32 protein-coding genes and 1 tRNA gene are annotated in these 23,998 nt (G+C 62.4%); 21 read left to right on the top strand and 12 right to left on the bottom strand.

Annotation, left to right across the window (positions count from 1 at the left end; genetic code table 11):
* Positions 1-25 precede the first annotated feature (25 nt).
* Positions 26-502 (bottom strand): redoxin domain-containing protein, encoded by a 477-nt coding sequence (locus tag DM826_RS08310; protein ID WP_120102936.1) that lies wholly within the window; start codon positions 500-502, stop codon positions 26-28.
* A 95-nt stretch (positions 503-597) separates the two neighbouring features.
* Here DM826_RS08310 and DM826_RS08305 point away from each other — a divergent pair, with 95 nt between their 5' ends.
* The 7 genes from DM826_RS08305 (at position 598) to DM826_RS08280 (ending at position 3,902) form a co-directional block, all read left to right on the top strand.
* Positions 598-858, top strand: a complete 261-nt coding sequence (locus DM826_RS08305) for a Sec-independent protein translocase subunit TatA/TatB (protein WP_120102935.1) — start codon at positions 598-600, stop codon at positions 856-858.
* A gap of 37 nt (positions 859-895) precedes the next feature.
* A tRNA-Arg gene (locus tag DM826_RS08300) sits at positions 896-968 on the top strand.
* A gap of 237 nt (positions 969-1,205) precedes the next feature.
* Entirely contained in the window at positions 1,206-2,183 is a 978-nt protein-coding gene (locus tag DM826_RS08295; RefSeq protein WP_120102934.1) for a transcription initiation factor IIB, read from the top strand.
* Positions 2,184-2,353: 170 nt separating this feature from the next.
* A complete protein-coding gene (locus DM826_RS08290) occupies positions 2,354-2,596 on the top strand; it encodes a UPF0058 family protein (protein WP_120102933.1) in 243 nt (80 codons plus the stop codon).
* A gap of 116 nt (positions 2,597-2,712) precedes the next feature.
* Entirely contained in the window at positions 2,713-3,453 is a 741-nt protein-coding gene (locus DM826_RS08285; RefSeq protein ID WP_120102932.1) for a ThuA domain-containing protein, read from the top strand.
* A gap of 48 nt (positions 3,454-3,501) precedes the next feature.
* Positions 3,502-3,630 carry a hypothetical protein gene (locus DM826_RS13295; RefSeq protein ID WP_267899971.1) on the top strand — a complete coding sequence of 43 codons (129 nt, stop codon included), beginning with the start codon at positions 3,502-3,504 and terminating at the stop codon, positions 3,628-3,630.
* 56 nt (positions 3,631-3,686) lie between these two features.
* Entirely contained in the window at positions 3,687-3,902 is a 216-nt protein-coding gene (locus tag DM826_RS08280; protein WP_120102931.1) for a hypothetical protein, read from the top strand.
* A gap of 19 nt (positions 3,903-3,921) precedes the next feature.
* On the opposite strand, the gene DM826_RS08275 is transcribed toward DM826_RS08280, so the two are convergent.
* From DM826_RS08275 to pyrB, 3 genes are all read right to left on the bottom strand, one after another.
* The gene (locus tag DM826_RS08275; protein ID WP_120102930.1) at positions 3,922-4,782 is read right to left on the bottom strand and encodes a hypothetical protein; all 861 of its coding nucleotides are present in this window, start codon (positions 4,780-4,782) and stop codon (positions 3,922-3,924) included.
* A gap of 249 nt (positions 4,783-5,031) precedes the next feature.
* Positions 5,032-5,493: an aspartate carbamoyltransferase regulatory subunit gene (pyrI, locus tag DM826_RS08270; RefSeq protein WP_120102929.1), complete on the bottom strand. Its 462-nt coding sequence runs from the start codon at positions 5,491-5,493 to the stop codon at positions 5,032-5,034.
* Entirely contained in the window at positions 5,490-6,407 is a 918-nt protein-coding gene (gene pyrB / locus DM826_RS08265; protein WP_120102928.1) for an aspartate carbamoyltransferase, read from the bottom strand. Before pyrB ends, pyrI begins: the two co-directional genes overlap by 4 nt.
* 104 nt (positions 6,408-6,511) lie before the next feature.
* Between pyrB and DM826_RS08260 the strand changes: the two genes are divergently transcribed.
* The gene (locus tag DM826_RS08260) at positions 6,512-6,826 is read left to right on the top strand and encodes an ASCH domain-containing protein (RefSeq protein ID WP_120102927.1); all 315 of its coding nucleotides are present in this window, start codon (positions 6,512-6,514) and stop codon (positions 6,824-6,826) included.
* Positions 6,827-6,842: 16 nt separating this feature from the next.
* On the opposite strand, the gene DM826_RS08255 is transcribed toward DM826_RS08260, so the two are convergent.
* Complete coding sequence (locus DM826_RS08255) at positions 6,843-7,178, bottom strand: 2Fe-2S iron-sulfur cluster-binding protein (protein ID WP_120102926.1); 336 nt, start codon at positions 7,176-7,178, stop codon at positions 6,843-6,845.
* 130 nt (positions 7,179-7,308) lie between these two features.
* Here DM826_RS08255 and mvaD point away from each other — a divergent pair, with 130 nt between their 5' ends.
* The 10 genes from mvaD to DM826_RS08205 all read left to right on the top strand — a co-directional run bounded on the left by mvaD (position 7,309) and on the right by DM826_RS08205 (position 15,441).
* Positions 7,309-8,295: a phosphomevalonate decarboxylase MvaD gene (gene mvaD, locus DM826_RS08250; RefSeq protein ID WP_120102925.1), complete on the top strand. Its 987-nt coding sequence runs from the start codon at positions 7,309-7,311 to the stop codon at positions 8,293-8,295.
* 68 nt (positions 8,296-8,363) lie between these two features.
* On the top strand, positions 8,364-8,552 hold the full coding sequence (locus tag DM826_RS08245) for a CbtB domain-containing protein (protein WP_120102924.1): 189 nt from the start codon (positions 8,364-8,366) through the stop codon (positions 8,550-8,552).
* Positions 8,553-8,555: 3 nt separating this feature from the next.
* On the top strand, positions 8,556-9,275 hold the full coding sequence (locus DM826_RS08240; protein ID WP_120102923.1) for a CbtA family protein: 720 nt from the start codon (positions 8,556-8,558) through the stop codon (positions 9,273-9,275).
* Positions 9,272-9,619: a (2Fe-2S) ferredoxin domain-containing protein gene (locus DM826_RS08235; protein ID WP_120102922.1), complete on the top strand. Its 348-nt coding sequence runs from the start codon at positions 9,272-9,274 to the stop codon at positions 9,617-9,619. Before DM826_RS08240 ends, DM826_RS08235 begins: the two co-directional genes overlap by 4 nt.
* Positions 9,620-9,900: 281 nt before the next feature.
* Positions 9,901-11,061: an NAD(P)/FAD-dependent oxidoreductase gene (locus DM826_RS08230; RefSeq protein ID WP_120102921.1), complete on the top strand. Its 1,161-nt coding sequence runs from the start codon at positions 9,901-9,903 to the stop codon at positions 11,059-11,061.
* A 72-nt stretch (positions 11,062-11,133) separates the two neighbouring features.
* Positions 11,134-11,562 carry a hypothetical protein gene (locus DM826_RS08225; protein ID WP_233735738.1) on the top strand — a complete coding sequence of 143 codons (429 nt, stop codon included), beginning with the start codon at positions 11,134-11,136 and terminating at the stop codon, positions 11,560-11,562.
* Positions 11,559-12,131, top strand: a complete 573-nt coding sequence (locus DM826_RS08220; RefSeq protein WP_120102920.1) for a hypothetical protein — start codon at positions 11,559-11,561, stop codon at positions 12,129-12,131. Before DM826_RS08225 ends, DM826_RS08220 begins: the two co-directional genes overlap by 4 nt.
* A gap of 45 nt (positions 12,132-12,176) precedes the next feature.
* Positions 12,177-13,529: a DEAD/DEAH box helicase family protein gene (locus DM826_RS08215; RefSeq protein ID WP_120102919.1), complete on the top strand. Its 1,353-nt coding sequence runs from the start codon at positions 12,177-12,179 to the stop codon at positions 13,527-13,529.
* A 100-nt stretch (positions 13,530-13,629) separates the two neighbouring features.
* A complete protein-coding gene (locus DM826_RS08210) occupies positions 13,630-14,748 on the top strand; it encodes an aminopeptidase (protein ID WP_120102918.1) in 1,119 nt (372 codons plus the stop codon).
* 51 nt (positions 14,749-14,799) lie between these two features.
* Positions 14,800-15,441: an SIMPL domain-containing protein gene (locus DM826_RS08205; RefSeq protein WP_165853283.1), complete on the top strand. Its 642-nt coding sequence runs from the start codon at positions 14,800-14,802 to the stop codon at positions 15,439-15,441.
* A 248-nt stretch (positions 15,442-15,689) separates the two neighbouring features.
* Here the strand turns inward: DM826_RS08205 and lrp are convergent, their stop codons facing one another.
* Complete coding sequence (gene lrp, locus DM826_RS08200) at positions 15,690-16,148, bottom strand: HTH-type transcriptional regulator Lrp (RefSeq protein ID WP_120102916.1); 459 nt, start codon at positions 16,146-16,148, stop codon at positions 15,690-15,692.
* Between the two features lie 335 nt (positions 16,149-16,483).
* Here lrp and DM826_RS08195 point away from each other — a divergent pair, with 335 nt between their 5' ends.
* A complete protein-coding gene (locus tag DM826_RS08195) occupies positions 16,484-17,371 on the top strand; it encodes a methyl-accepting chemotaxis protein (RefSeq protein WP_233735737.1) in 888 nt (295 codons plus the stop codon).
* Between the two features lie 34 nt (positions 17,372-17,405).
* Here the strand turns inward: DM826_RS08195 and moaA are convergent, their stop codons facing one another.
* Positions 17,406-18,431, bottom strand: coding sequence for a GTP 3',8-cyclase MoaA (moaA, locus tag DM826_RS08190; protein ID WP_120102914.1), 1,026 nt, complete (start codon positions 18,429-18,431; stop codon positions 17,406-17,408).
* 219 nt (positions 18,432-18,650) lie between these two features.
* On the opposite strand from moaA, the gene DM826_RS08185 reads away from it, so the two are divergent.
* Entirely contained in the window at positions 18,651-19,031 is a 381-nt protein-coding gene (locus DM826_RS08185) for a 6-pyruvoyl trahydropterin synthase family protein (RefSeq protein WP_120102913.1), read from the top strand.
* Between the two features lie 3 nt (positions 19,032-19,034).
* A complete protein-coding gene (locus DM826_RS08180; protein WP_120102912.1) occupies positions 19,035-19,814 on the top strand; it encodes a hypothetical protein in 780 nt (259 codons plus the stop codon).
* A 124-nt stretch (positions 19,815-19,938) separates the two neighbouring features.
* Here the strand turns inward: DM826_RS08180 and DM826_RS08175 are convergent, their stop codons facing one another.
* The 5 genes from DM826_RS08175 to DM826_RS08155 all read right to left on the bottom strand — a co-directional run.
* A complete protein-coding gene (locus DM826_RS08175) occupies positions 19,939-20,133 on the bottom strand; it encodes a cold-shock protein (RefSeq protein ID WP_021040194.1) in 195 nt (64 codons plus the stop codon).
* 105 nt (positions 20,134-20,238) lie between these two features.
* Positions 20,239-20,502 (bottom strand): hypothetical protein, encoded by a 264-nt coding sequence (locus tag DM826_RS08170; RefSeq protein ID WP_233735752.1) that lies wholly within the window; start codon positions 20,500-20,502, stop codon positions 20,239-20,241.
* 125 nt (positions 20,503-20,627) lie between these two features.
* Positions 20,628-21,287 (bottom strand): HAD family hydrolase, encoded by a 660-nt coding sequence (locus tag DM826_RS08165; protein WP_120102910.1) that lies wholly within the window; start codon positions 21,285-21,287, stop codon positions 20,628-20,630.
* A 48-nt stretch (positions 21,288-21,335) separates the two neighbouring features.
* Entirely contained in the window at positions 21,336-22,544 is a 1,209-nt protein-coding gene (locus tag DM826_RS08160; RefSeq protein WP_120102909.1) for an MFS transporter, read from the bottom strand.
* Between the two features lie 42 nt (positions 22,545-22,586).
* On the bottom strand, positions 22,587-23,998 hold a 1,412-nt coding region (locus DM826_RS08155), incomplete at its 5' end, for an ATP-binding protein (protein WP_205738825.1).

Raw genomic sequence — 23,998 nt, 5'->3', positions numbered from 1 at the left:
GTCGTCGTGCCGCGGCGGCTTCGGCTCAGGCCAGCGATTCGACAGCCTCTGCGACCGCATCGTAGTCGGGTTCTTCACCGGGATTGTCCGCGCGCCATGCGTAGCGGACAGTTCCATCTGCGTCGATGACGAAAACGGCTCGTTGGGCGACCGTGGTGAGATTGATGTGTTCCCACTCGTCGACGACATCGTAGGCGTCGATGATCGCCCCGTCGTTGTCGCTGACGAGATCAAAACCAAGGTCGTGTTCAGCCCGGAATCGGCTGAGCGCGTGTGGAAGGTCGGTGCTGATACCGAAGACGCGGGCGTTGAGGTCGCTAAACGCGCTTAATTCGTCGCGGAACGTACACAACTCCTCGGTACAGGTCGTCGAAAACGCCGCTGGAAAGAAGGCGAGGACGACCGGGCCGGTGCCGCGGCGGTTCGACAGCCGGAACGGTTCGGTCTCCGCGCCGACCAGTGGGGCCGCAAAATCGGGTGCATCGTCGCCAACGGTGAGCATACCGTCCCAACACGGCGATTTGCGTTGAAGATTACGGTTGGCGGCGCGGTAGACGGAGCAAAAGGCCTATATTCGACACCGGAGTATCCGAACCCATGAGTGGTCTGCTTCCGCTGTTTGGTCCGGTCGGCCCAGAGATGCTCATCATCCTGCTCGTGCTTGTGTTGCTGTTCGGCGCGAACAAGATCCCAAAGCTTGCCCGCTCGACGGGTGAAGCGATGGGCGAATTCAAAAAGGGTCGTGAGGAAATCGAGAAGGAACTGAACGAGGCCGCTGATACAGAGGCCGATCCGGTTGAGGACGTCTCGGAACTCGACGACGAAGAGCTCGAAACCGAACGCGAATCGACGAACTGAGCCGCTTCGAGTTGCCGACCGCGAACCTGATTTTCTGGGGCATGTGGCCTAGTGGACAAGGCGAGTGGTTCCTAACCGCTCGATCGTGGGTTCGAATCCCACCATGCCCGTCATCTGTGAGCGTAAGCGAGCAGTAGCAACATAGCGAAACGAGCCAGCGCAACACAGCACCGATCCCAATCCAAATATCACGATCGTCGCCCATGAAAATAGCACGTGAGTAGCTATCACGGTGCTGAATTCGACCGGTATATTTATAAGCTTCGGTCACCTGTACACAATACGGACTCGGCCCTGCCCTTACATGTTCTTTCTCCGGGCAGCGGCCATCCAAACTCACCCAATCAATGAGCAACAGCACACCACGACCCTCACCAACCGTCCGACAGCACGAAACCGAATCCGAAACCGAGTCGGCTGATGAGACCACCCGCTGCCCCGAGTGTAGCGGCCAGCTCATCACCGATGACGAGCACGGCGAGACTGTCTGCCGAGAGTGCGGCCTCGTCGTCGAGAGCGACGAGATCGACCGCGGCCCGGAGTGGCGCGCCTTCGATAGCGCGGAACGCGACTCAAAATCTCGCGTCGGCGCGCCGACGACGAACATGATGCACGACAAGGGGCTGTCGACCAACATCGGCTGGCAGGACAAAGACGCCTACGGGAAGTCGTTGTCCTCGAATCAACGCCAGAAGATGCAACGGCTTCGCACCTGGAACGAGCGGTTCCGTACCCGGGATAGCAAGGAGCGCAACCTCAAGCAGGCCCTCGGCGAGATCGACCGCATGGCCTCGGCGTTGGGCCTCCCGAAGGCCGTCCGCGAGACGGCATCGGTGATCTATCGGCGCGCACTCGACGAGGATCTCCTCCCGGGCCGCTCGATCGAAGGCGTTGCGACCGCCGCGCTGTATGCGGCGGCCCGGCAGCTGAACAACCCACGCAGCCTCGATGAGTTTGCCGCGGTCTCCCGGGTCGAGAAGATGGAGATGACCCGCACCTACCGCTACATCGTCCGACAGCTCGGCCTCGAAGTCAAGCCGGCCGACCCCGAACAGTACGTTCCGCGGTTTGTCTCCCGGCTCGACCTCAACGAGGAGGTCGAACGTGAGGCCCGGGCGTTGCTCCGAGCCGCAAAGGATGCCGCTGTCACCAGCGGGAAATCGCCGGTCGGCCTCGCTGCCGCCGCGGTGTATGCGGCCGCGCTGCTGACAAACCAGAAGGTCACACAGAGCCAGGTCGGGGAGGTCGCCGACATCTCCGAGGTCACGATCCGAAACCGCTACAAAGAGCTGCTCGAACTCGATCACGGCGAATTAGTACAGTAGTCAAAGCGATGAGCCGGACAGTGAGAAGTGTGAAATTCGGTGCTGATCGGTGTTTTTTGGCCGTTTGAACCGGCAGTAACGACGAAATCAACAAGTGATATTGTGGGCGACCTATGGTAACCTATCTCAGGATACTACTATAACCCTCCAGTCGTTACGACTTGTTGCTCATGAAAAAGCAGGAGCTCATCCACCTACACGGCCTGCTTGCCGAGGTACGTACGCAGTGTGAAGCGTGGGAAGACAACGTTGATCTTACTGAGTACGAATCGCTTGGCATCAAGCCGACATCGATCCACAAATCGAAGACCGACCACAAAGCAGCTGTTTTCGAACTCGCGAAAGGAATCACCTCCTCGATGGAGGACGTCGACGCCGAGACCGCCGAGCCGCTGGCGCCGAGCGCGGACTAACACAGTTTCTCGCTGTGTGTTGCACTACACCATCGAGCTGCAGCACACGGTAGCTACCCTAGGCGACACACGGGAGCAGCCCAAACGCTATCACCGATGGTCGACTCCGAGCAGCTATGACACAGGTGACCGTCTGGAACGAGTTTCGGCACGAACGCCACAACGACACCGTCGCTGAGGTCTACCCGGAGGGGATTCACACCGTCATCGCCGACGCTCTCAGCGAGGCCGGCTTCGAGACCCAAACCGCGACGTTGGACGAACCAGACCACGGCCTGACAGAGGCCGTCCTCGACGACACTGACGTACTCACCTGGTGGGGCCATGCCGCCCACGACGAGGTGCAGGATGAGATCGTCGACCGGGTCTGTGAGCGCGTCCGCGAGGGGATGGGGCTGCTCGTGTTGCACTCCGGGCATTACTCGAAGCCCTTCACCCAGCTTATGGGCACCTCCTGTTCGCTGAAATGGCGGGAAGCCGCCGAAACCGAGCGGCTCTGGGTTGTCGAGCCGGGGCATCCGATCGCCGACGGGCTCGACGAATACATCGAACTCGACAACGCCGAGATGTACGGCGAACGGTTCGATATCCCCGCCCCCGACACGCTCGTCTTTACCTCGTGGTTTGAGGGCGGAGAGGTGTTCCGGTCGGGCTGTTGTTACCAACGCGGCAACGGGCGAATCTTCTACTTTCGGCCGGGCCATGAGACGTATCCGATCTATCACGACGAGTCGATCCAGCAGGTGCTCGCCAATTCGGTCGCGTGGGCAGCCCCCGGCGATGGGCCGACCCCCAAGTTCGGGAACAGTGAGCCGATCGAGGTCATCGACGAAAGCGACGACCGAACCGTCCACTGACCGGCGACCAACGTATCAGCTAAACGGCTGGCGGTCGTACGGCCAGTAATGAGTGCTGACGAGACTGCGGCCGAAACCGACGATGGACTGACGTTGATGGTCGCGCTAGGTGGGGTCGCACTGCTCGTGTTTATCCTGGGTATCGGCGTGATCTACTATCTCAGCTATCTCCAGTAGCCGACTGAGGGTGGAAAGGGTGATTTAAGCCACCGGCGGTGGTTGCTGAGAGCACGATGGCATCCGATCAGTCCGGCGGCGTCGTGGGGTGGCTCGCGGAGTATCCAAACCTCAAGAGCATGCGGATCGGCGGCTTTGGACTCCTCTTTGTCCTCTTTGGGGCCATGTACCTGTGGGTTAGCGGCGGGCTCACTATTCTGTATCTGGCGATACTCAGCTTCTCGGCTGTGATGTGTCTCTGGATCGCGTGGGCAGACTACTACACAAACTGAGTCCGCATATTGGCGAACCTTACTCCGGCGTATAGGTCTCACCGTCCTGTTGGTCTGCGTCTTTGCGCCGAATCGCAGCCGACGCCTGGGCGGCATCGTAGCCGAAAAACACGTTTGTTGCGTAGGTGCCAGCCACCTCGGCCGCCTGAATCAGGTTGTCGACGTCGACATCGACCGCGTAGAGTTCGATCGAAAACGGGGGCTCGGGATCGGCGTCGTCGGGGTTGTAGTCGCCACCCAACTCGGAGCGGAACCCGCGGGCGAGCGACTCCAGCCAGTAAGTGGTGCCGTAGTCCAGATCATACAGCGGGACGACAAACTCATCCACGTACGGGGCGAGTGCGTCGAGATCAAGTCCGGCTCGTTGGGAGAGATGGCCTGGATAGGGATCAGGGTAGAGGGTGAGATACAGTCGCCCCGGAACACGTTCGCGGGCAGCGGCAACAAAGTCGGTGATCACAGACGCCCGCCACGCGTGCCAGTCGTCGAACTCACTGTCGGCAAACCGCCGCTCACAGCGGTCACACCGGCAGTAGTCATCGCGGGGAAAGCCAACGTCATCGAGCCGAACATCGTCGTGTTCGGCCCCACAGTCGGCAATCATCTCAACCAGCCCCTCGCGGTAGGCGTCGTGGGTCGGACAGATGTAGGCCCAATCGAAGTAGTCTCGTTCGCGGGTCGCCGGGCGACCCTCGCTGTCGACGGGGACAAGATCCGGATTCTCGGCGGCGGCAGCGTTATCGCCGAAACAAGAGACCATGTTGATCGCGCCCGCGATCGGTTCGTTGGGACGGCCGGTCACGTCTTTGACCTCGTAGAACGCCTGCTCGAACTCGTCCCACTCGGTCTCTGGTTCGTTCCGCGTGACGATCCCGTCCATACACCGGATTGGTCACAGCCGTGGGTAAGTGGTTCGCTCTCCGGCGTTGTGACTACCCGAAAGATGCGCGAAGAAGGGGAGCGGAGGATTACTCGTCGACGTTGACTTCGACGGGTTCGGTATCGCCCGAGAAGAGGACGTATGCCAGTACGATAACCACGAGGACGCCAAGCAGTTTTGCTTTCTTGGACATACTAGCCTCCAGTGTCGGGTGGGTAATAGGCTTTGCGTGGCCGGGGCGGCAACGACCTACTCGGGATCGATGTGGGTGGCGAGCTCCTCGCGGATGATCGTCCCACAGTAGGTGCAGCGAACGCCCTCGTCGACGACATCGAACTTCGTTTCGACGGGCTCGTTGGCGTTGGTGATACAGTTGCGGTTCGGACACGACAGGAGGCCGATAACGGTTTCCGGGCGGTCGACGCGGTTCTTTTCGACGACATCAAACTCACGGATGATGTTGATCGTCGCCTCAGGGGCGATCAGCGAGATCACATCGACCTCGGATTGGCTCAGTTCGCGGTCTTCGACCTTGACCACGTCTTTCAGCCCCAACCGATCGCTGGGGACGTTCAGTACGACAGAGACGCCTAACCCCTCCGAGCCGTCGATGCCGAGAATCGACAGGACGTTGAGGGCTTGGCCGCCGGTGACGTGGTCGATGACGGTGCCGTTGCGGATCTTTGACACGCGGAGTTCACGGTCGCTCATAGCTCACCCTCCGATAGTAAGAAATCAAGCAGTGCCATTCTGACCGGGACGCCGTTGTGGGCCTGTTCGAAGTAGGTTGCCTGCGACAACGCATCGACGGCGGGATCGATCTCGTCAACGCGGGGCAATGGGTGCATCACCGCGAGATCATCGTCGGCCAGCTCCAATGTGTCGTCGTCAATCTGGTACTCGCCGGCGATCTGTTCGTACTCGGTTTCGTCAGGGAACCGTTCGCGCTGGATGCGAGTGACATACAGTACGTCGAGTTCAGGCAACACCTCCTCAAGATCGGTGTGTTCCCGGAGTTGGGCGCCGGAGTTGTGGAGATCGAACCGAACGCCGCGCGGGAGTTTGAGGCTCTCGGGGCTGATGAAGTGTTGGCGCACGTCGAAGTTGGTGAGCGCCTCAGCCAGAGAGTGTACCGTCCGGCCATATTTCAGGTCGCCCATGATGCCGATCGAGAGATCATCGAGACCGACGTTCTCGCGGATGGTGTAGAGATCGAGCAGCGTTTGACTCGGGTGTTGGCCCGCTCCATCGCCGGCGTTGATCACGGGCACGTCGACGAACTCGGCGGCCATCTTCGCCGCGCCCTCGCTGGGGTGTCGGAGCACGAGCGCGTCGGCATAGCCCTCAACAACGCGGACGGTGTCGGCGAGGCTTTCGCCCTTTTTGACCGAGGAGGATTCGACCGTCCCCATGTCGGTTGTCGCGCCGCCGAGTCGTTTGATCGCGGTCTCGAAGCTCATCTTCGTGCGCGTGCTCGGCTCGAAAAAGCAGAGGGCGAGGACGGCCTCCCGATACCGGTCGGCGACCGCCCCGGGATCGGCGTCGATCTCCGCCGCTCGGTCGAGCACCGCCTCGATGTCGGCCCGCGAGAGTTGGGTCGCGGTGATGAGGTGGTCCTGACGCATTGTTGCAGGTGGGTCGCCCGACGCTCTTGAATCCCGCGGGTTGGGGGCGACCCGCCGAACTACCACAGCCGGATGTTTTTGCTATTAGACGCGTAATCACCGATATGGCACACATCGATGCCGACACACTGTTGCCGAACGGACACGTCAAGGAACTGGTCGCCGAGGGTGAGATGACACAGCTGACTCGCGGGCAAGCCTACGCCGACGAGGGCGATCAGTTCGAGATCGATGGCGACACCTATGCGGTCACGAGCGTCGAGGAACTCACACTTGGCGAGTTGACCGATGAAGACGCCCAACGCGAGGGATCAGCAGACTTAGACGCGTACAAAAAGCGGCTTGTCAGAGCCCACGGTGGGGATTTTGAATGGGATGACGACGCAGACGTGGTGCGGCACCGATTCGAAGCGCAGTAGCGGCGTCGCCCGACAGTTAGTCGTCGTCTGCCGGGGCCGCGTTGGCGGCCCCGCTTGTGGCGTCGGTTTCGATGCTCGGCGGGTAGACGCCGCGTTCGAGTTTGAGATCAGACTGTGGACGCGCCATACAGGTCAACGCGTAGTTTTCTTTCTCGTCATCGGTGAAGCCGCGGGCGGCCGGCTGTGCAACGTCGCCCTCAATGATCTCGGCCGAACAGGCCAGACACATCCCAACGCGACAGGAGTATTCCTGTGCGATGCCCGCCTCCAGACAGGCATTGAGGATGGTTTCCTTGTCGGAGACCGTAATCGTCTCGTCGGTTCCGACGAACTCGACAGTGTACTCAGTCATTTGCCGAGCGTTCGGCGACTCCGCCCAAAACTCTTGTTATCGGTTTTGTCCTTGGCTCCCGGTCGGATTGGCCGCGGTCGATGATCCGGAACGCCTAACCCGCAACCGGCCGCCATACCGATCTATGAGCATGAAGGCGACCGCGCGAGCCCACCCGATTCAGGGGCTCGTCAAATACCACGGGATGCGCGATCCGGAACTTCGGCTGCCGTACCACGATTCGATCAGTGTCTGCACCGCGCCGACGAACACGACGACGACCGTCGAGTGGCTGACCGATGTCGACGCCGAAGGCGGCGCGCAGGACACCTACATCATCGACGGCGAGGACGTCGATGGCCGCGCGGCCGAACGGATCAACATGGTCGTCGAATACGTCCGCGAACTGGCGGAGTTCGACCACGCCGTCCACTTCGAAAGCGAGAACTCCTTCCCCTCGAACATCGGCTTCGGCTCGTCGTCATCAGGCTTCGCTGCGGCCGCAATGGCCCTCGTCGAAGCCGCCGGGCTCGATATGAGCCTCCCAGAAATCTCGACGGTCGCGCGTCGCGGCTCGTCGTCGGCTGCCCGTGCCGTGACAGGGGCGTTCTCGCATCTCTACGCCGGCCTCAACGACGAGGACTGTCGTTCGTATCGCTTGGAATCCGATCTTGAAGACGACCTCAGGATCGTTGCCGCCCACGTGCCCTCCTACAAAGAGACCGAAGAGGCCCACAAGGAGGCCGCCGAGAGCCACATGTTTCAGGCGCGGGTCGCCCACATCCCCGATCAGATCGTCGAGATGCGGGACGCCCTGCGGAAGGGCTCCTTCGAGCGTGTCTTCGAACTCGCCGAACACGATTCGCTGTCGCTGACGGCGGCGACGATGACCGGGCCCTCGGGGTGGGTCTACTGGCAGCCCGAAACGATTGCGGTCTTCAACGCCGTCCGCGAACTCCGCGAGGAAGGCGTCGAGGTCTACTTCTCGACCGACACGGGTGCGAGCGTCTACGTCAATACGACCGAGGAGTACGTCGATGACGTGCGGTCTCGCATCGACGAGATCGGGATCGAGACCGACGTGTGGGAAGTCGGCGGCCCGGCACACGTGCTGCCCGAGAGCGACGCGCTGTTCTGAGTTCGGTGACAGAATCTGCGGAACCGCAACCTTTACAATCTAATTTTCAAAAGGCAAAGTAGACTTTCATGACCTCGCAATCCGACACGGTCGCCGACCGGATCGAAACGGCTCGCGCCGAGATCGCGCCGACGACAGCGCTTGCGATCTTCGGCTTCGGCGCGGCGATCACGTTCACACTGCTCGTCTTACAGGAGCCGCTGGCCCACGAGTCGCTGCACAACTTCCGGCACGCCGCCGGCATCGTCTGCCACTGAGCGATGTTTTTCGCCTATTTCAAACGCGGACTGCTGGCCGGCGGTGTCGCCGGTATCGCCTACGGGCTGTTCATGGCGACCGTCGCCAACCCGCTGGTCGGCTATCTCGAACACGCCCAGCACGGCCACAGCCACGCGCCCGAGGGCGGCACCGTGGTCGCCGAATCGACGACTGCACTCGTCAGCGTGGGCGGCGGCCTGCTATGGGCCCTCTTTCTCGGTGGCTGCTTCGGGATCGCGCTATATTTCCTCGAACCCGCCCTCCCCGGTCGCGGCGCGGCGAAGGGCTTCGTCCTCGCCGCCAGCGGGTTTCTGACGATCTCGGTCACGCCGTGGCTGGTGCTGCCGCCATTCGCGCCGGGAGCCGAACAGGCACTGAGTACAGATATCAGATTCGCCCTCTACGGTGGCCTCGTCGTCCTCGGCGGAGCCATCGCCGCGACCAGTGTGCTCGCTTACAACCGCATCGAACCACAGAGTCGCGGGCTCGCCGCCGTCGCCGGCGCGACACCCGTTGTCGCCACCGTCGTTGTGCTGCCGCTGGTGTCGCCGACGCTAGTCACTCATCCGGAGTTGTCGGCTGACCTCGTCGTGGCCTACCGCGCGATGGTCGTTCTGAGCCAGGGCTCGATCTGGCTACTCATCGCCGCGACGTTCGGCTGGCTCCAGCGGCGGAACTTGTTGGAATCGACGACGACCAAGTCACCGCAGCCAACATCATGAAGAACCGAACCGCCGACCACCGCGAGCGACTTGACGCTCATGTCCTCGTCTGTACGAACAGCCGCGAGGAGTACGACTGCTGTGCCGACGCCGGCGGCGCGGAAACGCTGACAGCGGTCAAAGCCTGGCTCCGCGAGCGCGACGCGTTCTGGTCGTCAGTGTCGGTGGTCGAAACGGGCTGTCTCGGCCTCTGTAGCGAGGGCGGTGCGGCGATTGCGATCCAGCCGCGCGACGAATGGTACTCCGATGTCCAGCCGGAGGACGTGCCCGCGTTGCTCGAATCGGCATTCGGCCCCGAGGCCGACCGCGTTGGCAACACCACCAGCCAGCCGGCCGACGACTAACCACAGCCGACCAGCCGAATCCTGGCGGACTGAAAGGGCGAGACGCTATCGACGAACCCCGGCGACGTAAGCACCGCAGCGAACGTAGTGAGCGAGGAGCGCAGCGAGCGCGCGGTCGACCGCAGGGAGACCGCGATCCGCTCGAACGGCGACCGAAGGGAGCCGTGAGAGCCGCGGGAGTCGATAGCGTCGAGGGCTTTCTATCGCTACCCGTTCTCAACCGCTACATCCCTCACCACGTCTAACGCCATGTTCATTCGGCTGGCTCCCCAACCACAGGTATGCACATCGTTGTTCTCGGAGCCGGCTATGCAGGCGTCACCCTCACCCGCAAGCTCGAAAACGCCCTCCCACCGGAAGCAGACCTCACCATCGTCGACGAAGCCGACGACCACCTCGTTCAGCACGAAGTCCACCGCGTCATCAGACGGCCTTCGATCACCGACGCCATCGAAGTCCCGCTGGCGTCGCTGTTCGACCGCGCCGAGGTCATCGCCGCCCGCGTCGAGAGCGTCGACACCGACGCCAACGAAGTCGCTCTCGACAGCGGCGGAACACTCACCTACGATTACGGCGCGCTCTGTCTCGGTGCGGAAACCGCGTTCTACGACTTACCGGGTGTCGAAGACCACGCCTACCCACTGAAATCCGTCGCCGACGCCGAGGCGATCCGCGAGCGCGCACTCGACCTGTTCGACGGCGACGACCCGGCCTCGGTCGTCGTTGGCGGCGCGGGGCTCTCTGGCGTCCAGGTCGCCGGCGAACTCGCCGCCCTCGCCGCCGAGGAGGGTGCCAGCGACCGCATCGATATCACCCTGCTCGAACAACTCGACTCCGTCGCGCCCGCGTTCCCCAAGGCGTTCCAAGACGCGGTCGCCGACGAACTGACCGACCGCGACATCGAGATCCACACCGAGACGGCCGTCACCGAAGCGACCGACTCGACAGTCGCCACGCGACACGAAGCTACCGGCGAAACCGACGAACACGACGCCGGCCTGTTCGTCTGGACTGGCGGCATCGCCGGCCCGGAGGCGATGGCCGGCGACCGGCCGGTCGTCCGGCGCGACCTCCGGCTGAATAACTCGACGTTCGCGCTTGGTGACACCGCCCGCGTCGTCGACGCCGACGGCGAGGCCGTCCCCGCCAGCGCGTCCGCGGCGATCCGCGCCGCCAACCCCGCCGCAGAGAACATCGCCAAACTCGTCGAATGGGAGTTGGCCGGCCGCGAAGGCTTCGAACCCGAACTCACCCCGTTCCGGTTCAACGTCCCCGGCTGGATCGTCTCGGTCGGCGACGGCGCGGTCGCACAGGTCGGCCCCGAAGTCGTGACTGGGAGCGCAGCCAAGGCCCTGAAAGCCAGCGTCGGCGCGGGGTATCTGAGTTCGATCCAGGCTGTTCAGAAGGCGACCGAATTGGTCGGCGAAGAGCTTGAGGCATAAACTGGCAACCGATGTGCAAGCTGTGTGCAACCACCGATACCGTTAGGTATCTGTATGCAAAACAGACACATCATGAGCGCGAGCGACGATCCGCGGCGCGTCCATTTTCAGTCGCCGGAGTACCTCGTTGACCGGCTCGACGCGATTGCCGACCTCTTCGATACGGATCGCACCGACCTGCTCGTCGAAGCAATCCGCGAGTATATCAAGGAAACCGCAAACAGCGACACCGTCCAAGAACTGGTGGCGACCAAGTACTACAACGGGCAGCTAGACTTCGAGACCGTTGAACAGCTCGTCGGTACCGAAGCCGCCCAGCGGCTGCGCCTGCTCAAGCGTGATATCGACGACGAACCGCTGGATCTCGGCGAGCCGACAGACAATGAAATCTACGACGGCGACGCTGTGGCGATCGTCCCAGACGAAAACAACGAGACAGGCGACGCTGACGCCGACGAGGCCGAGGAAGCAAGCGACGCTGACGAGGTCACCGAGGAATGACGGCAGGGCCACGACTGCAGACAGTCGTCGCCGACACCAGCGCGCTCGTCAGTCTCGCGGTGCCGCGAGCGGACGCCACCGTCGACGACGCGTTGCCCGATCCACTGCAGTACGTTCTGACATCGTGTACGGTGTCGCTGCCGCCGACCGTACAGTCGGAACTGAGCACCATGGCCGACTACGACGACATCCACGGCGCGGCGGCCAGCAACGTGCTCGCCGCCGACAACCACTACAGGGTCGTCGATCCCTACGACAGCGAGGAAACGCCCGCCTCGCGGCCGGCCTTCGGGCTCGACGACGGTGAAACCGACGGGATCGTTCTCGCAAACAGCCTCGGCGTTGACGGCTTTCTAACCGATGAGTTCGGCGGGACGAACTTCGCGCTGGTGCATGCCGCACTACGTGGCCCGCGGATCGTTCCGACGCCTCGGCTCATCCGCGATTATGCCCGCAACGGCCACATGTCGACTAACGAGGCACGACAACTGCTCGATTGCATCGGCGTACATCGAAGCTGGGGAGCCAGCCCCTACGTCACGCTGCTCCGCGACCAGCTTGAGAGCTAATCGACCACCGGAGCGATTTTACTTTCCGCCCTCGCACTCCCAGCCGTGACGATCACGCTCGGCTTCGAGGACGGCACGCTCCGGGTTGAGAGCGACCGCGAGAGCGATCCCGATCTCGATAGCCTGCCGGGCGTCAAGCGCGACCCCCGGAGCGACACCGCCCGCGCGCCGGCCCACAACTACGCGGCGATCCGGGATGTGCTCCGCCGTGTTGACGCCGACGTTGATGATACCGTTCTCGACACCGACCCTGTCTCGCTGGCAACGAGCTACGAACTCCGCGAGTATCAGCAGGACGCCCTCGATGCCTGGCTCGACAATAACCGCCGCGGCGTGCTCGAACTCCCGACCGGCGCGGGCAAGACCGTCATCGCACTGGCTGCGATGGCCGCTTGCGATGAGCCGACCCTCGTTGTCGTCCCGACTATCGATCTACTCGAACAGTGGCAGCGCGAACTCGAAACCGAATTTGATACTCCCATCGGTCGGCTCGGCGGCGGCGAACAGCGCATCGAAGCCATCACGGTGGCGACCTACGACTCGGCGTACCTCCGTGCTGACGAACTCGGAGACAAATTCGGCCTCGTCGTCTTCGACGAAGTTCACCACCTCGGCGCGGAAGGCTATCAGGACATCGCCCGGCTGTTGGCCGCGCCGGATCGCCTCGGGTTGACGGCGACGTTCGAACGCCCCGATGGAGCCCACGAAACCATAGCAGAGCTCGTCGGCTCCCGCGTGTATACCATCGACACCGACGAACTGGCTGGCGATCATCTCGCACCCTACGAGATCCGGCGGATCGAAGTCGAACTCACCCCCGAGGAGCGCGCCGAGTACGACGACGTACAGGGCACGTTCGTCGACTACGTCCGAAGTTCGAATATCTCCTTTTCGAGCGGCAGCGACTACCTCCAGTTGGTCAAACGCTCCGGCAACGATCCCCAAGCCCGCGAGGCCCTCCTCGCCAAACAGCGCGCTCGCGAGATCATGATGAACGCGGAAAACAAACGCCACCAACTCGGTCGGATCCTTGATCGCCACCGCGAGGATCGCCTCATCGTTTTCACCGCCCACACCGAGTTAGTCTACGACCTCTCCGAGCGATTCCTCATCCCGGCGATTACGAACGAAACCGGAGCCAGCGAGCGACGCGAGATCCTCCAACGGTTTCGCGAGGGTGAGTACAGCCGGATCATCACCGCCAACGTGCTTGACGAGGGTGTCGATGTGCCTGACGCCAACGTCGGCGTCGTCCTCTCAGGCAGTGGCAGCGAACGCGAGTTTACCCAGCGATTGGGTCGGATCCTCCGTCCGAAAGCCGACGGCGGCCGGGCGATTCTCTACGAACTCGTGAGCAGCGAAACCGCCGAAGAACGGGTCGCACAACGTCGACGGTAACGCGTCGCTCACCGTCGTCGGTGACAACATGGCAGGAATGTCGCCGTGTCGCCGGCGAGGCGGCGGTGAGAGTTTTATCGCTGGCGACCCCCGGATCCGTATGGACGACCGAATTCACGATCACGCCGCTGTGTTGGTCGACTGGAGTGCCCGGATCGACCCCGGCGACAACGTTGTCGTCAGCGTCGCAGAAGGAGCCCACGAACTCGGGGTCGCCGTCGCCGAAGCCGTCGGCGAACGCGGTGGCAACCTCCTGGCGATCAGCGACTCAGCGGAACTCTCACGAGCGTATCTTCAGGGCCGAGCCGCGGGCGACACCGACTTTGACGACGCGCCAGGCCACGAACGTGCGATGCTGGAGGCGACCGATGTCTACCTGCGGCTTGGTGGCGGGAGAAACACCGCCGCAACCGCGGATGTCCCACCCGAAACCCGGCAGGCTGCCCGGCGTGCGCAATCGGAGGTGCGAGAAGCTCGGCTGGCGACCGACTGGGTCTCAACCGTCCACCCGACCCGCTCGCTCGCCCAACAAGCCGGGATGTCGTTTGAAGCCTACCAGGATTTCGTCTACGATGCGGTACTCCGCGACTGGGAATCGCTGGCCGAAGAGATGGCCCAACTCAAGACGATCCTTGACGAGGGAGCGACCGTCCACATCGAGACCCCGACGACCGATCTCCGGCTATCGATCGAGAACCGAACCGCGGTCAACAGCACGGCCTCGGTCGCCGACGACTCCCACAATCTCCCCTCCGGCGAGGTGTTTACCGCGCCAGCCGACGCCAACGGGACGATAACCTTCGATCTGCCGAGAACCGTCGACGGGACGCGACTGGAAAGCGTGGAGTTCACCATCGAAGACAACGAGGTCGTTGACTACGCAGCCGACCAAGGTGAGGCAACGCTGGGAGAACTACTGGAAACCGACGAGGGGGCCAGCCGCTTTGGCGAGCTTGGGATCGGAATGAATCGCGGCATCGATCGGATCACCGACCGGATTCTTTTCGACGAGAAGATGGCCGAGACGGTTCATCTTGCCATCGGTCGGGCCTACGACGCCTGTCTGCCGGACGGCGAGACCGGCAACGGGTCGGCGATCCACGTGGATTTGCTGGCCGACATGCGCACCGACAGCCGCCTCTCAGTTGACGGCGAGGTGATCCAACGCAACGGGATATTCCGGTGGGAGGATGGATTTACCGAGGAAGCAACAGACTGAGCGGTGCGGCTCGCCGCCGGATTCATTACCCGCTCGGCCGACCAGTGGGGTGTGACAGGAACCGTAACGACGACAGCGTCGGCAACGCGAGCAGCGGCCCCCGATAGCGCGACGGTCGCGGTTACCGCCCTCGGAGAGGGTTCCTCGGCAGCCCGCGCCCGCGAGCGGGCCCGCAACCGCGCGGCAACGGTACGGACAGCGATCGAGGCGACCGCCGAGGTGACGATCGAGACAGTCGACCACCGGGTGACCAACAGCGCGGCCGCCTTCGAGCCCGAGACGGATGCTGCGTTCCGTGCGGTCGAGGAGTTTCACGTCCGCTGTGAGCCGGCGGCTGTCGCCACGGTCGTCGTCGAGGCGACCGATGGGGGCGGCGGCGTCGACCACGTTCAGTTCGCGCTCACGGACGCAACACGGGCAGACCTCCAAGAAGAGGCCATGACAGCTGCCGTCGATCGCGCCCGTCAGAAGGCCGATCGACTGGCGGCCGCCGAAGGGCTCGCGGTTGGGTCGGCCCAGACGATCACGACACAACCTGCCCGCCCCGGCAGCGAGCCCGTCGACGACGCCTGGGAGTCAGATCCGGCCGTCCACCCGGCACCGATCAGCGTCACCGAGCGGGTCGAAGTCGCCTATGAACTCGTTGCGGCCGAGGCAACCAGGCAATCAGGCGACGACAGCGGCAAAGATTGATACAGCTCTCGCGCCACGGTTCGGTATGGCTGTAGCCGGTATCTGTGAGCACTGCGACCAACGACCTGGAGCATTCAGTTGCCGTCGCTGTGGTGCGACCGTCTGTCGCCTCCATTACGACGGCGAGTTGGAACTGTGTGCTGACTGTGCCCGAAAGCGAACAGCCGACGGTCGACGTGGAGATACCTTTCGGCTGTAGGTGACGCGAAAAATCGGTGGCGACGCAGGATCGACCGCCGATATCGACGTTATTCGGGGATGTCGAGTTCGAACTGCTCGTTGTCCTTGACAGCGTTGAGCACGACGCTGGTGTTGGACTCGCGGATGTCGACATCCTCCAAGAGTGACTTGATCTGGTCGTTCATGTCGTCGGTGTCGTCGAACTTTCCGATGGCGATGATGTCGTAGTCACCGGTCGTCTCATACACCGAGATCATCTGCTTTTCAGCTTCGAGCTTGTTGGTGATCTCTGGAAGAGCACTCCCCTCGACTTTGAGATGCATGATCGCGGTCACGTCGTAGCCAAGGCTCTCGTAGTCGACGATCGGCGAGTAGCCCTCGATGACGCCTTCGGCTTCGAGATCCTTCAGGTGATTCGAGACCGTCGTCACCGACACATCAAGCTCCTCGGCGAGGCTCCGCAGGCTGGAGCGGCCGTCACCGAGCAGCGAATTAATCAGCTTCTCATCAAGATGTTCATGTGCCATACTCACCACGAGATAGTTTGCATTATTAAGTTTACTGGTATTAATCTCCACATCCGCATAGCGGTTTTCGATGGGATCGGTGAATGCGACAGAAGATTGCGCTGTGGAAGGCCCGTGTCGACGTTCACCCAAACCGACACGTGTTCGATCCGAAAGATTACCACCGGTCGGTCGCGGGCAACGCAGCGATCGAGGCTTGTCGCAGTGTGACAACCGAACACCGTCGAGAGGACTTGATTGATCCACAGAGGGGCTGCTCGGTGGCAACGCCCGACAAGACTTGTCCCACAGCCCCGGTCACAAGTTTAAATATCCTATCCGGCGTTGGGTTGGTAATGTCACGATCTTCCGACGGCGAGACGGTCGAAATTGACAAAGCGTCATTTACGCAGTTACAGGATCTGATCGCGGAACTTGAGCAGAGCGGTCAACAGCTCGGTGATATGGTGACCGCCAACAACGAGGTCATCCAGGGGTATGCACCGACGCTCAACGAGATCAACGACGAGGTCTCAAATCTCACCGCGACCATCGAGGAGATCGCCGCGACCGTCAACGACGTTGACGAGCAGGCCGACGAGGCAGCAACCCTCGCCGCCCACGGCGAGGAGTCGACCCACGACGCCGTCGAGGCGATGCACGACGTGACCGATGCCTCCGAGACGGTGTCGTCGGAGATCGAAGACCTCCAAGAAAAGGCCCACGAGATCGACGCGATCGTTGAGGTGATCAACGGGATCGCCGACCAGACAAACCTGTTGGCACTCAACGCCTCGATCGAGGCCGCCCGCGCCGGCGAGTCAGGCGACGGGTTCGCGGTCGTCGCCGACGAGGTCAAAAATCTCGCCGGGGAGTCCCAGGAGAACGCCGAGACGATCGAGGAGATGATCAACGCGATTCAGGCCTCAACGGAAGAAACAGTCGACAGCTTAGAGACGATGCACGACCGCATCGACACCGGGATCGACGAGATCGAGACCGCGGCGGACAACCTCGCGGAGATCAACGAGAGTATCGACGAGGTCTCAGCGAGCCTGCTGCAGGTCTCGGATGCAACCGACGAGCAGGCCGAAAGCACCCAAGAGGTCGCCTCACTGATCGACGAGACCGTCGACGGGCTTGACGATGCTGTCAGTGCGATCGAAAACACGGAAGCTGTCGCCGAGACACACCAACAGGATATCGTCGAGATCAGACAACTTGTCGACGAACAGATCGAGTGACGCCCCCAACTGGAAGCCGACGCCTCGCTGTGAGTTAGTCGGCGGCTGTGGGGGGTGACACATACGCGTCGTTGACGACCCACTCGTCGTTGTCGTCGCGCACCATATACTCACCGTAGAACGGCACCCGATTGGCGACGGTCTCACGGAACGTCTCACGGATTGCATCGCGGCTCATCTCACCCATCGACCGGAGGTCGTCGTTGCGGTTGAGACAGCCCTTGAGATAGCCTTCGTGGGTGACGCGTACGCGATGGCAGTTTGCACAAAAGGTCGGATTTTCGACGGGGTCGACGATCTCAACCATCCCGCCGTTGGATGCGTCGATCCGCGCGCCAGGAGCGGCGTCGTCGCCAGCGATCCAATAGCGGGTGCGGTCGTGCATCTCGCGGTGTTCGACGCGTGCTGAAATATCGGCCAGCCAGTCGTGGACGCGCTGAATGTCAATGTTCCACTCTGGATGGCCGGTCAACTCGGGCATATACTCGATCAACTGCAGTTGGAGGCCGTCGTTGTTGGCGGCGTGCTCAACCATCCCCTCGACGTAGCCGGCAGTGTGTTTGAACACAACCATGTTGAGTTTCACCGGCGTGAGTCCGGTGGCCACAGCCGCTTCAACGCCCTCCAATACCTGCTCGTACGCGCCAGATTTCGTGATCGCGGCGAAGGCTTCGGGATCGATAGCATCCTGTGAGACGTTGACGCGGTCGAGGCCAGCCTCTCTGAGATCCTCGGCGCGCCCCGGCAGAAACGTTCCGTTGGTCGTCATCGACGTCTCCATCGAGTCGGGAGTGCGGCGGATAATCGCTTCAAGATCTTGGCGCAACATCGGCTCACCGCCGGTGAACTTCACCTTCTCGACGCCGAACTCCTCGACGACCTCCAGGAACCGCACCACGTCGTCGGCAGTCATCTCGTTATCGTCGGGTTCCATCGGGCCGCGAGTGTCGCCGAGTCCCTCGTTGTGGCAGTAGACACAGTCGAAGTTACACCGGTCGGTCAGCGACACCCGAACACCGGTGACCTCCCGGCCGAACCCGTCGGCCAGCGGCCCGTTCATACCTGAGACTGCTCTGTTCCGATAATTAAATCCGTGGGTGTAGTCGGTCGCCGCGTAATAGAATCAGGTTTCATTTCGATCGACTGTTTGCGTCTGTCATTGCAAACAGGTAGCAGAATCGATCCAGCAGTGCTTGGCAGTAGACCAGATCGATACTCCACACGACGATCCGGGGGTGCCGGCCACATCATTTATTCACGACTCGGTCGTGGAACGGGTATGTACACGGTCTCGGTGACCCGACGCTTTGTCGCACAGCATTATCTGACCGTGCCGAACCCCGGCCCCGAAGGCGAGCTTCATTCTCATCAGTTCACCGCCGAGGTAACGTTCCGCGGCCCGGAACTCGGCGAGTACGGCTATCTCGTCGATATCGACGCGGTCATCGAGGCTGTCGAGGCCGTCGTCGAGACGTTTCGGGATGCGACGCTCAACGAGCTGCCGGCTTTCGAGGGACGCAATCCGAGTGCCGAGCACTTTGCCCGAATCTTCGGCAACCGGCTCACCGATCGGCTCACCCCGGAGCCGGCGACAGAGCTCACGGTCGCACTGCAGGAAGACGATGTCGCAACCGTCAGCTACACCGAGTCGCTCGCTTAGCCCATGAGCCACACTCGCAACCGACTCATCGTCGGGGTGCTCATTGCCGTGTTGTTGTGTACCAGCGGCCTCCTCCCGGCCCCGATCGCCGCCTCGCCGTACGAGACGACCGCGCCAGCCCCGTATCTCCATCAGGCGGTTCCCGAGACCAGCGATCGGTTTGATCGACTGACCGCCGAATACGGCTTTGACCCCGACGAAGCTGTCGATATCTCGACATTACCGGCGACAAGTCAACAGGTCGTCGAGCGGACTGTCTCGGGCTCGCCGGATGCCGACGGCTGGTACCGGTATGAGCTGCCGGTGTGTGTCGACAGCGTCCTCGTCTGTGATTCGGTGCGAGAGCCACCGACGGTGTTCACCTATGGCACGGCTCAGCCATCGGAGATATTCACCCTCGTCGACGTTGGCGAGGAGCGGTATCTCCTCCAGACCGGCGTCCAGCCGGGGGCTGATACGACAGGTGATCTCCGCGGGCAGTCGGTCGGCATCTACACGTGGCTGGCCGGTTTGCTCCCGTTGGGTGTGCTTGTCGGTGCGGCTACCGTCATCGGCCATCACAGCAATCGACGGCGGGTGGCTGATCTCGTGGTCGCACTCGGTGGCGTCGTTCTCGCGGCCGGTCTCGCGGTACCGTATCTCGTTGTCGGCGATGTGGTCGCCTACGACGCCATCGCCTGGCCGCTGTTCGGTGGCGTGCTCGCCGCGGTCGGCGTCGCGCTCGTTGGGGTCGCGTGGCTCGCGGTAGGGTATGCGGGAGCAACAGGCACAACACCCTCATAGCGGCCGTCTGTATCGTAGCCCAACGCGGTATTGTTCTGGTAGCAACCGCGACCGCAGGTGCTCGCGGTCGTGAAAATGAAAGAAAACCGGGTAGTTGTCTGTGGCTGTAAGCGGTGAAACCGACTTACAGGCGGGTCAGGTTCGAGGCCCGCGGGCCTTTCGGGGACTGCTCGATGTCGAACTCAACGTCCTGACCCTCTTCGAGGTCCGGGCCGCCGACGTCTTCCATGTGGAAGAACACGTCGTCGTCAGCATCGTCAGTATCGATAAAGCCGTAACCGCCAGTGTCGTTGAAGAAGTCAACCGTACCGTTTGCCATTGCAACTGCAGGGAGCAGCGACACGGATATAAGGATTATGAAGCACGAATTTGGTGCTTCCTCGTCGATGCAGCCGTTTACACGTGGGGTGACACCATACGAGTGCTATTCGTCGGTGTCGTCGCTCGCCGTATCAGCGGCGACATGCTCGATCACGTAGCCGGCGATGCCGGCGGCTGCCAGCCCGATGCCGAAGGCGCGTGTTTGCCGGCGGTAGGCCGGTTTCGCTTCAAGCGCGTCAGCGTTCTCGAAGTTCTTGCCGACCAGCTTTTTCGTTAGTTTCGCCGACAGCCCCGGCGCGAGGGCGGTCACGATCCCCTGCCCGATTGCCATGAGCGATCCAACCTTGCGACAGCGGTCTGTGTTCATCACACCCATAGTTGGGTGTCGACGCAGATGAGTACTGTGGCTGTTCTACACTGGTGAGAATACGCACGGTGTGGCTGCTGCTAGCACTGATCGCTAGCTGGGCGCGACAGGTGCCCGGTCACCGACTACGTGCTGCAGACGCGGTGGAGATCCTCAAGGGAGTCGATATCCCATGTCGGCCAGACGTTGAGCTCCCAGTCGGTGCGGTGGGGCCGACGGATGAACGCCGAGTCGATGCCGGCGTTTTCGGCGGCCTTGATGTCAGATTCGTTGTCGCCGACGAACAGCGCGGAGTCGGCATCGAGATCCGCCAGCGCGCGCTCAAGATAGTGGGGGTTTGGCTTCCGGAGATCAAGGCTTTCGACGGTTGCCTCACGGCCGTAGGCCGTCTCGAAGAGCCCACCGATCTCAAAGTGATCAAGGAGGAAATCGACCGTCTCCTGTTGATTGGAGCTGACGATGCCGCAGGTGGCATCGAGGTCGTCTAAGACGCCAAGATCGCCGTAGGGCGTCTTGCGGCCAGCGCGGGCCTCGGCCTGTTGGGCACCGGACATCGTCTTATCGCGGACACGCCAGAAGGTCTCCGGCTGGAGGTCGTAGGCATCACACACGTTGGCAACGCTCCGTGGGGTTGCACCGATCGTCATATCCTCGATGTGATCGGGGTCGGGGTCGCTCACGCCAAACTGTTCAAACGTCTCCTCGGTCGCCGAACGCAGCACATCAAACCGGGTACGGCCAACAAGGACACCGTCGTTGTCAAACACGACAGTATCATAACTCATAGCCCTTGTAGCGTGGCTGTCGGGATAAGGGTTTCAATGCGACGGGCGTCAGCCGGTACGCGCGGCCGCCCGAGTCGGGAGAAACGCGTACAACACCGCCGCGAGACCGGTGAGGGCGGCCAACAGGTATAATGCCTCATCGAAGAGACCACGATCCGCCAGCGCGCCGACAAGCGTCGACCCCCCAGCCCCAAGCAGGAAGAAGACGGTGCGAAGCGTTCCCCACGTCACCCCCTGTACCTGCTCGGGCAGAACAGCGATCACATAGGCGTTGGTGATCGGTGCGACGGCGAGCCGCGAGCCCAACAGTACCGACAGCAACGCGACCGGCCACAAACCGCCAACGGACGGCACCGCCGCCAACAGCGGCACACCGGCCGCGGAGACACCAGCCAGAAGCCATCGCTCGCCAACGCGGTCGGCTAAGGCGCCGCCACCCAGTTGGGCGATCGCCCCACCAACAAACACCAGCGCGAACATGCCGGCGGCGACCGTCTGACTGAACGGCTTCGTCGTGACGAGATACGTGACATAGAACGCTGAGACGCCCTGGAAGACGAAGATCATCAGCGTGACCGCCGCGCCGGCAACGGCGACACCTTTCGTGCGGACGGCATCGAGCATGTCGCCAGCGAGGTCACCCGGGGCGGCCGTTGGGGGTGTCGTCGATTCAGGTCGGGGAGGCACCGACCGCCACGCAAAAAAGGCCACCACCAGCAACGGCGGTGCCAGCCCTGCAACGACCAGCCGCCAGCCAGCGGTCTCGACGAGTGCGCCCGCGAGAAACGGAAGGACAGCTGAGCCGATGCTGCCGGCGGCCAACGTCGCGCCGATCGCCGCGCCATCGTGTTCCGGGAAGGTTCGTGAGAGGGCCGTCCCGCGAGCCGGGCCATACAGGCCGGTCGCGAGCCCGAAAGCCCCACACCCGACGAGAAACGCCACAAAGACCGGCGCGAGCCCGATCACAAGCACGCTGCCCGCGGTCAACAGCAGGCTTCCGGCAAGCAGTAGCCGTTCGCCAAGCCGGTCGACCAGCAGGCCAGCCGGCGACTGCATAACCGCGTACCCAGCCCAGATGATGGTGACGGCGACGCCGGCCCCGAGATCGCCGACCGCAAAGGCGGTTTTGACCTGTGGCAACACCGACGGGACAAGAAAGCGGCCACCCAGCACAAACACCCAGCCGAATGCGATCGCCAGCAGCGTACGACCACGGCCGTCGCCACGAAGGTTCCCAACGGCGGTTCCGATCGCCATACACCGATTTCAACGGGGCGATATGAGGGCGTTCCGATCCCGTTACGAGCGGACGTTCTCGATGGCGGTCACAACGTCGTCGTTGGTCACCGCGTCCTCGCGTTGCATCGCCGATCGGGCAGCCTCGGTAGCGACCTGCTCCATATCAGCCGCCGACAGCCCGCCGGAGGCCTCAGCGATCCGTTTGGCATCGAGATCGGACGCTCGTGGGGCCTCAAGATGGGTATCAAAGATCGCCACGCGGGTTTTCGGGCCAGGGTTGCCGACCTCGATCTGTACTGAGAGTCGTCCGGAGCGCAACATCGCGGGATCGATCTGATCGCGGCGGTTTGTCGCTGCCACGATGACAATGCGCTCGTCGCCTTCGTTGATATCGCTGACCTCCTCAAGGAACTGATTGACCGTCTGCGTCTGATCCTGATGTTGGTTTGCGCCGCCGCGTTCCGGCGTCAACGCGTCGATTTCGTCGATAAAGATGAGACAGGGTTGGTGGTGGCGGGCTTCATCGAAGAGCGCGGCGACGTTTTGGGTGCCCTCGCCGAGCCATTTGGAGATGATGTCAGCCCCCTTGATGCCGACATAGTTGATCCCCAACTCACCGGCCAGTGCCTTCGAGAGATAGGTCTTGCCGGTGCCTGGTGGCCCATACAACAGAAACCCGTTTTCGACCGAGAGGCCGTATTTGGCGTATTTTTCAGGTTCTTGCAGCGGCTCGATCACGCGTTCTTGGAGTTCCGTTTTGACCGATTCCATACCGGCCACATCATCGAAGTCGATACCGGGCGGTTCAGAGACGTACTGGGTGCTGCTACCGGATTCCGCTGGATCGCCTTGGGAGGCGTCGCTCTGGCCGGATTCCGGCTCCTCGTTGCCCGCCGCGTTTTCCTCACCCGACGACTGCTCGTCGGCCGTGGGTTGGTCGTTGGCAGTGGGTTCCTCGGTGCCGTCGGTGGCGTCGTCAGTGTGAGTTGCCGATTGGTCGGTCGCCGACTGACCGTCGCTGGCGGCGTCGGCAGCTGCTGCCGGTGGATCAGCGAGTGAATCCGGTGACAGCCCCGGGACACTGGCGACGATGTGAGCGCGGTAATCCCGGCGGGCGGTGTCATCAAGTGCCAGCGAGCCAGCCGTTGAGGCGAGAATGAGCCCACCAGCGGCGACACCGCCGATCCCGACCGCTGGCAGCGGCGGATACTCAAACAGGATGGCGGCGCCGGCGACACCACCGCCAACCCCAACGACAACGACGGTAGTATAGATGATGCCAACAGCCAGTCGGCGGCTAAAGGCATCACGAACGCCGTACCCGAGTGTGCTCCAGAGGCCGACAGTGACGAGCCACCCCTCAATGAGGCTCCGAATGAGCAGCCGGTGGCGTGGCACGTCCTGAGTGTCGGTGGTCGCCTCGCCGTCGGACTCCTGGTGGCTCATTGGTGGGTGCGGTGCGACGGCCACCG

The organism is Halonotius aquaticus (assembly GCF_003605575.1).
Lineage (GTDB): Archaea > Halobacteriota > Halobacteria > Halobacteriales > Haloferacaceae > Halonotius > Halonotius aquaticus.
This window is presented reverse-complemented; position numbering and strand designations above follow the sequence as displayed.

What these genes read in the sequence shown, in the direction of transcription:
- DM826_RS13295 (WP_267899971.1), top strand. Translation starts at nt 3,502, where the DNA reads ATGAGTGCTGACGAGACTGCGGCCGAAACCGACGATGGACTGACGTTG.
- DM826_RS08165 (WP_120102910.1), bottom strand. Translation starts at nt 21,287, where the DNA reads ATGAGTTATGATACTGTCGTGTTTGACAACGACGGTGTCCTTGTTGGC.
- DM826_RS08245 (WP_120102924.1), top strand. Translation starts at nt 8,364, where the DNA reads ATGACCTCGCAATCCGACACGGTCGCCGACCGGATCGAAACGGCTCGC.
- DM826_RS08225 (WP_233735738.1), top strand. Translation starts at nt 11,134, where the DNA reads ATGAGCGCGAGCGACGATCCGCGGCGCGTCCATTTTCAGTCGCCGGAG.
- DM826_RS08280 (WP_120102931.1), top strand. Translation starts at nt 3,687, where the DNA reads ATGGCATCCGATCAGTCCGGCGGCGTCGTGGGGTGGCTCGCGGAGTAT.
- DM826_RS08240 (WP_120102923.1), top strand. Translation starts at nt 8,556, where the DNA reads ATGTTTTTCGCCTATTTCAAACGCGGACTGCTGGCCGGCGGTGTCGCC.
- DM826_RS08185 (WP_120102913.1), top strand. Translation starts at nt 18,651, where the DNA reads ATGTACACGGTCTCGGTGACCCGACGCTTTGTCGCACAGCATTATCTG.
- DM826_RS08175 (WP_021040194.1), bottom strand. Translation starts at nt 20,133, where the DNA reads ATGGCAAACGGTACGGTTGACTTCTTCAACGACACTGGCGGTTACGGC.
- DM826_RS08255 (WP_120102926.1), bottom strand. Translation starts at nt 7,178, where the DNA reads ATGACTGAGTACACTGTCGAGTTCGTCGGAACCGACGAGACGATTACG.
- DM826_RS08275 (WP_120102930.1), bottom strand. Translation starts at nt 4,782, where the DNA reads ATGGACGGGATCGTCACGCGGAACGAACCAGAGACCGAGTGGGACGAG.
- pyrB (WP_120102928.1), bottom strand. Translation starts at nt 6,407, where the DNA reads ATGCGTCAGGACCACCTCATCACCGCGACCCAACTCTCGCGGGCCGAC.
- DM826_RS08220 (WP_120102920.1), top strand. Translation starts at nt 11,559, where the DNA reads ATGACGGCAGGGCCACGACTGCAGACAGTCGTCGCCGACACCAGCGCG.
- DM826_RS08235 (WP_120102922.1), top strand. Translation starts at nt 9,272, where the DNA reads ATGAAGAACCGAACCGCCGACCACCGCGAGCGACTTGACGCTCATGTC.
- pyrI (WP_120102929.1), bottom strand. Translation starts at nt 5,493, where the DNA reads ATGAGCGACCGTGAACTCCGCGTGTCAAAGATCCGCAACGGCACCGTC.
- DM826_RS08295 (WP_120102934.1), top strand. Translation starts at nt 1,206, where the DNA reads ATGAGCAACAGCACACCACGACCCTCACCAACCGTCCGACAGCACGAA.
- lrp (WP_120102916.1), bottom strand. Translation starts at nt 16,148, where the DNA reads ATGGCACATGAACATCTTGATGAGAAGCTGATTAATTCGCTGCTCGGT.
- DM826_RS08260 (WP_120102927.1), top strand. Translation starts at nt 6,512, where the DNA reads ATGGCACACATCGATGCCGACACACTGTTGCCGAACGGACACGTCAAG.
- DM826_RS08290 (WP_120102933.1), top strand. Translation starts at nt 2,354, where the DNA reads ATGAAAAAGCAGGAGCTCATCCACCTACACGGCCTGCTTGCCGAGGTA.
- DM826_RS08180 (WP_120102912.1), top strand. Translation starts at nt 19,035, where the DNA reads ATGAGCCACACTCGCAACCGACTCATCGTCGGGGTGCTCATTGCCGTG.
- DM826_RS08170 (WP_233735752.1), bottom strand. Translation starts at nt 20,502, where the DNA reads ATGAACACAGACCGCTGTCGCAAGGTTGGATCGCTCATGGCAATCGGG.
- DM826_RS08210 (WP_120102918.1), top strand. Translation starts at nt 13,630, where the DNA reads ATGGACGACCGAATTCACGATCACGCCGCTGTGTTGGTCGACTGGAGT.
- DM826_RS08285 (WP_120102932.1), top strand. Translation starts at nt 2,713, where the DNA reads ATGACACAGGTGACCGTCTGGAACGAGTTTCGGCACGAACGCCACAAC.
- DM826_RS08310 (WP_120102936.1), bottom strand. Translation starts at nt 502, where the DNA reads ATGCTCACCGTTGGCGACGATGCACCCGATTTTGCGGCCCCACTGGTC.
- moaA (WP_120102914.1), bottom strand. Translation starts at nt 18,431, where the DNA reads ATGAACGGGCCGCTGGCCGACGGGTTCGGCCGGGAGGTCACCGGTGTT.
- DM826_RS08230 (WP_120102921.1), top strand. Translation starts at nt 9,901, where the DNA reads ATGCACATCGTTGTTCTCGGAGCCGGCTATGCAGGCGTCACCCTCACC.
- DM826_RS08305 (WP_120102935.1), top strand. Translation starts at nt 598, where the DNA reads ATGAGTGGTCTGCTTCCGCTGTTTGGTCCGGTCGGCCCAGAGATGCTC.
- mvaD (WP_120102925.1), top strand. Translation starts at nt 7,309, where the DNA reads ATGAAGGCGACCGCGCGAGCCCACCCGATTCAGGGGCTCGTCAAATAC.
- DM826_RS08160 (WP_120102909.1), bottom strand. Translation starts at nt 22,544, where the DNA reads ATGGCGATCGGAACCGCCGTTGGGAACCTTCGTGGCGACGGCCGTGGT.
- DM826_RS08195 (WP_233735737.1), top strand. Translation starts at nt 16,484, where the DNA reads ATGTCACGATCTTCCGACGGCGAGACGGTCGAAATTGACAAAGCGTCA.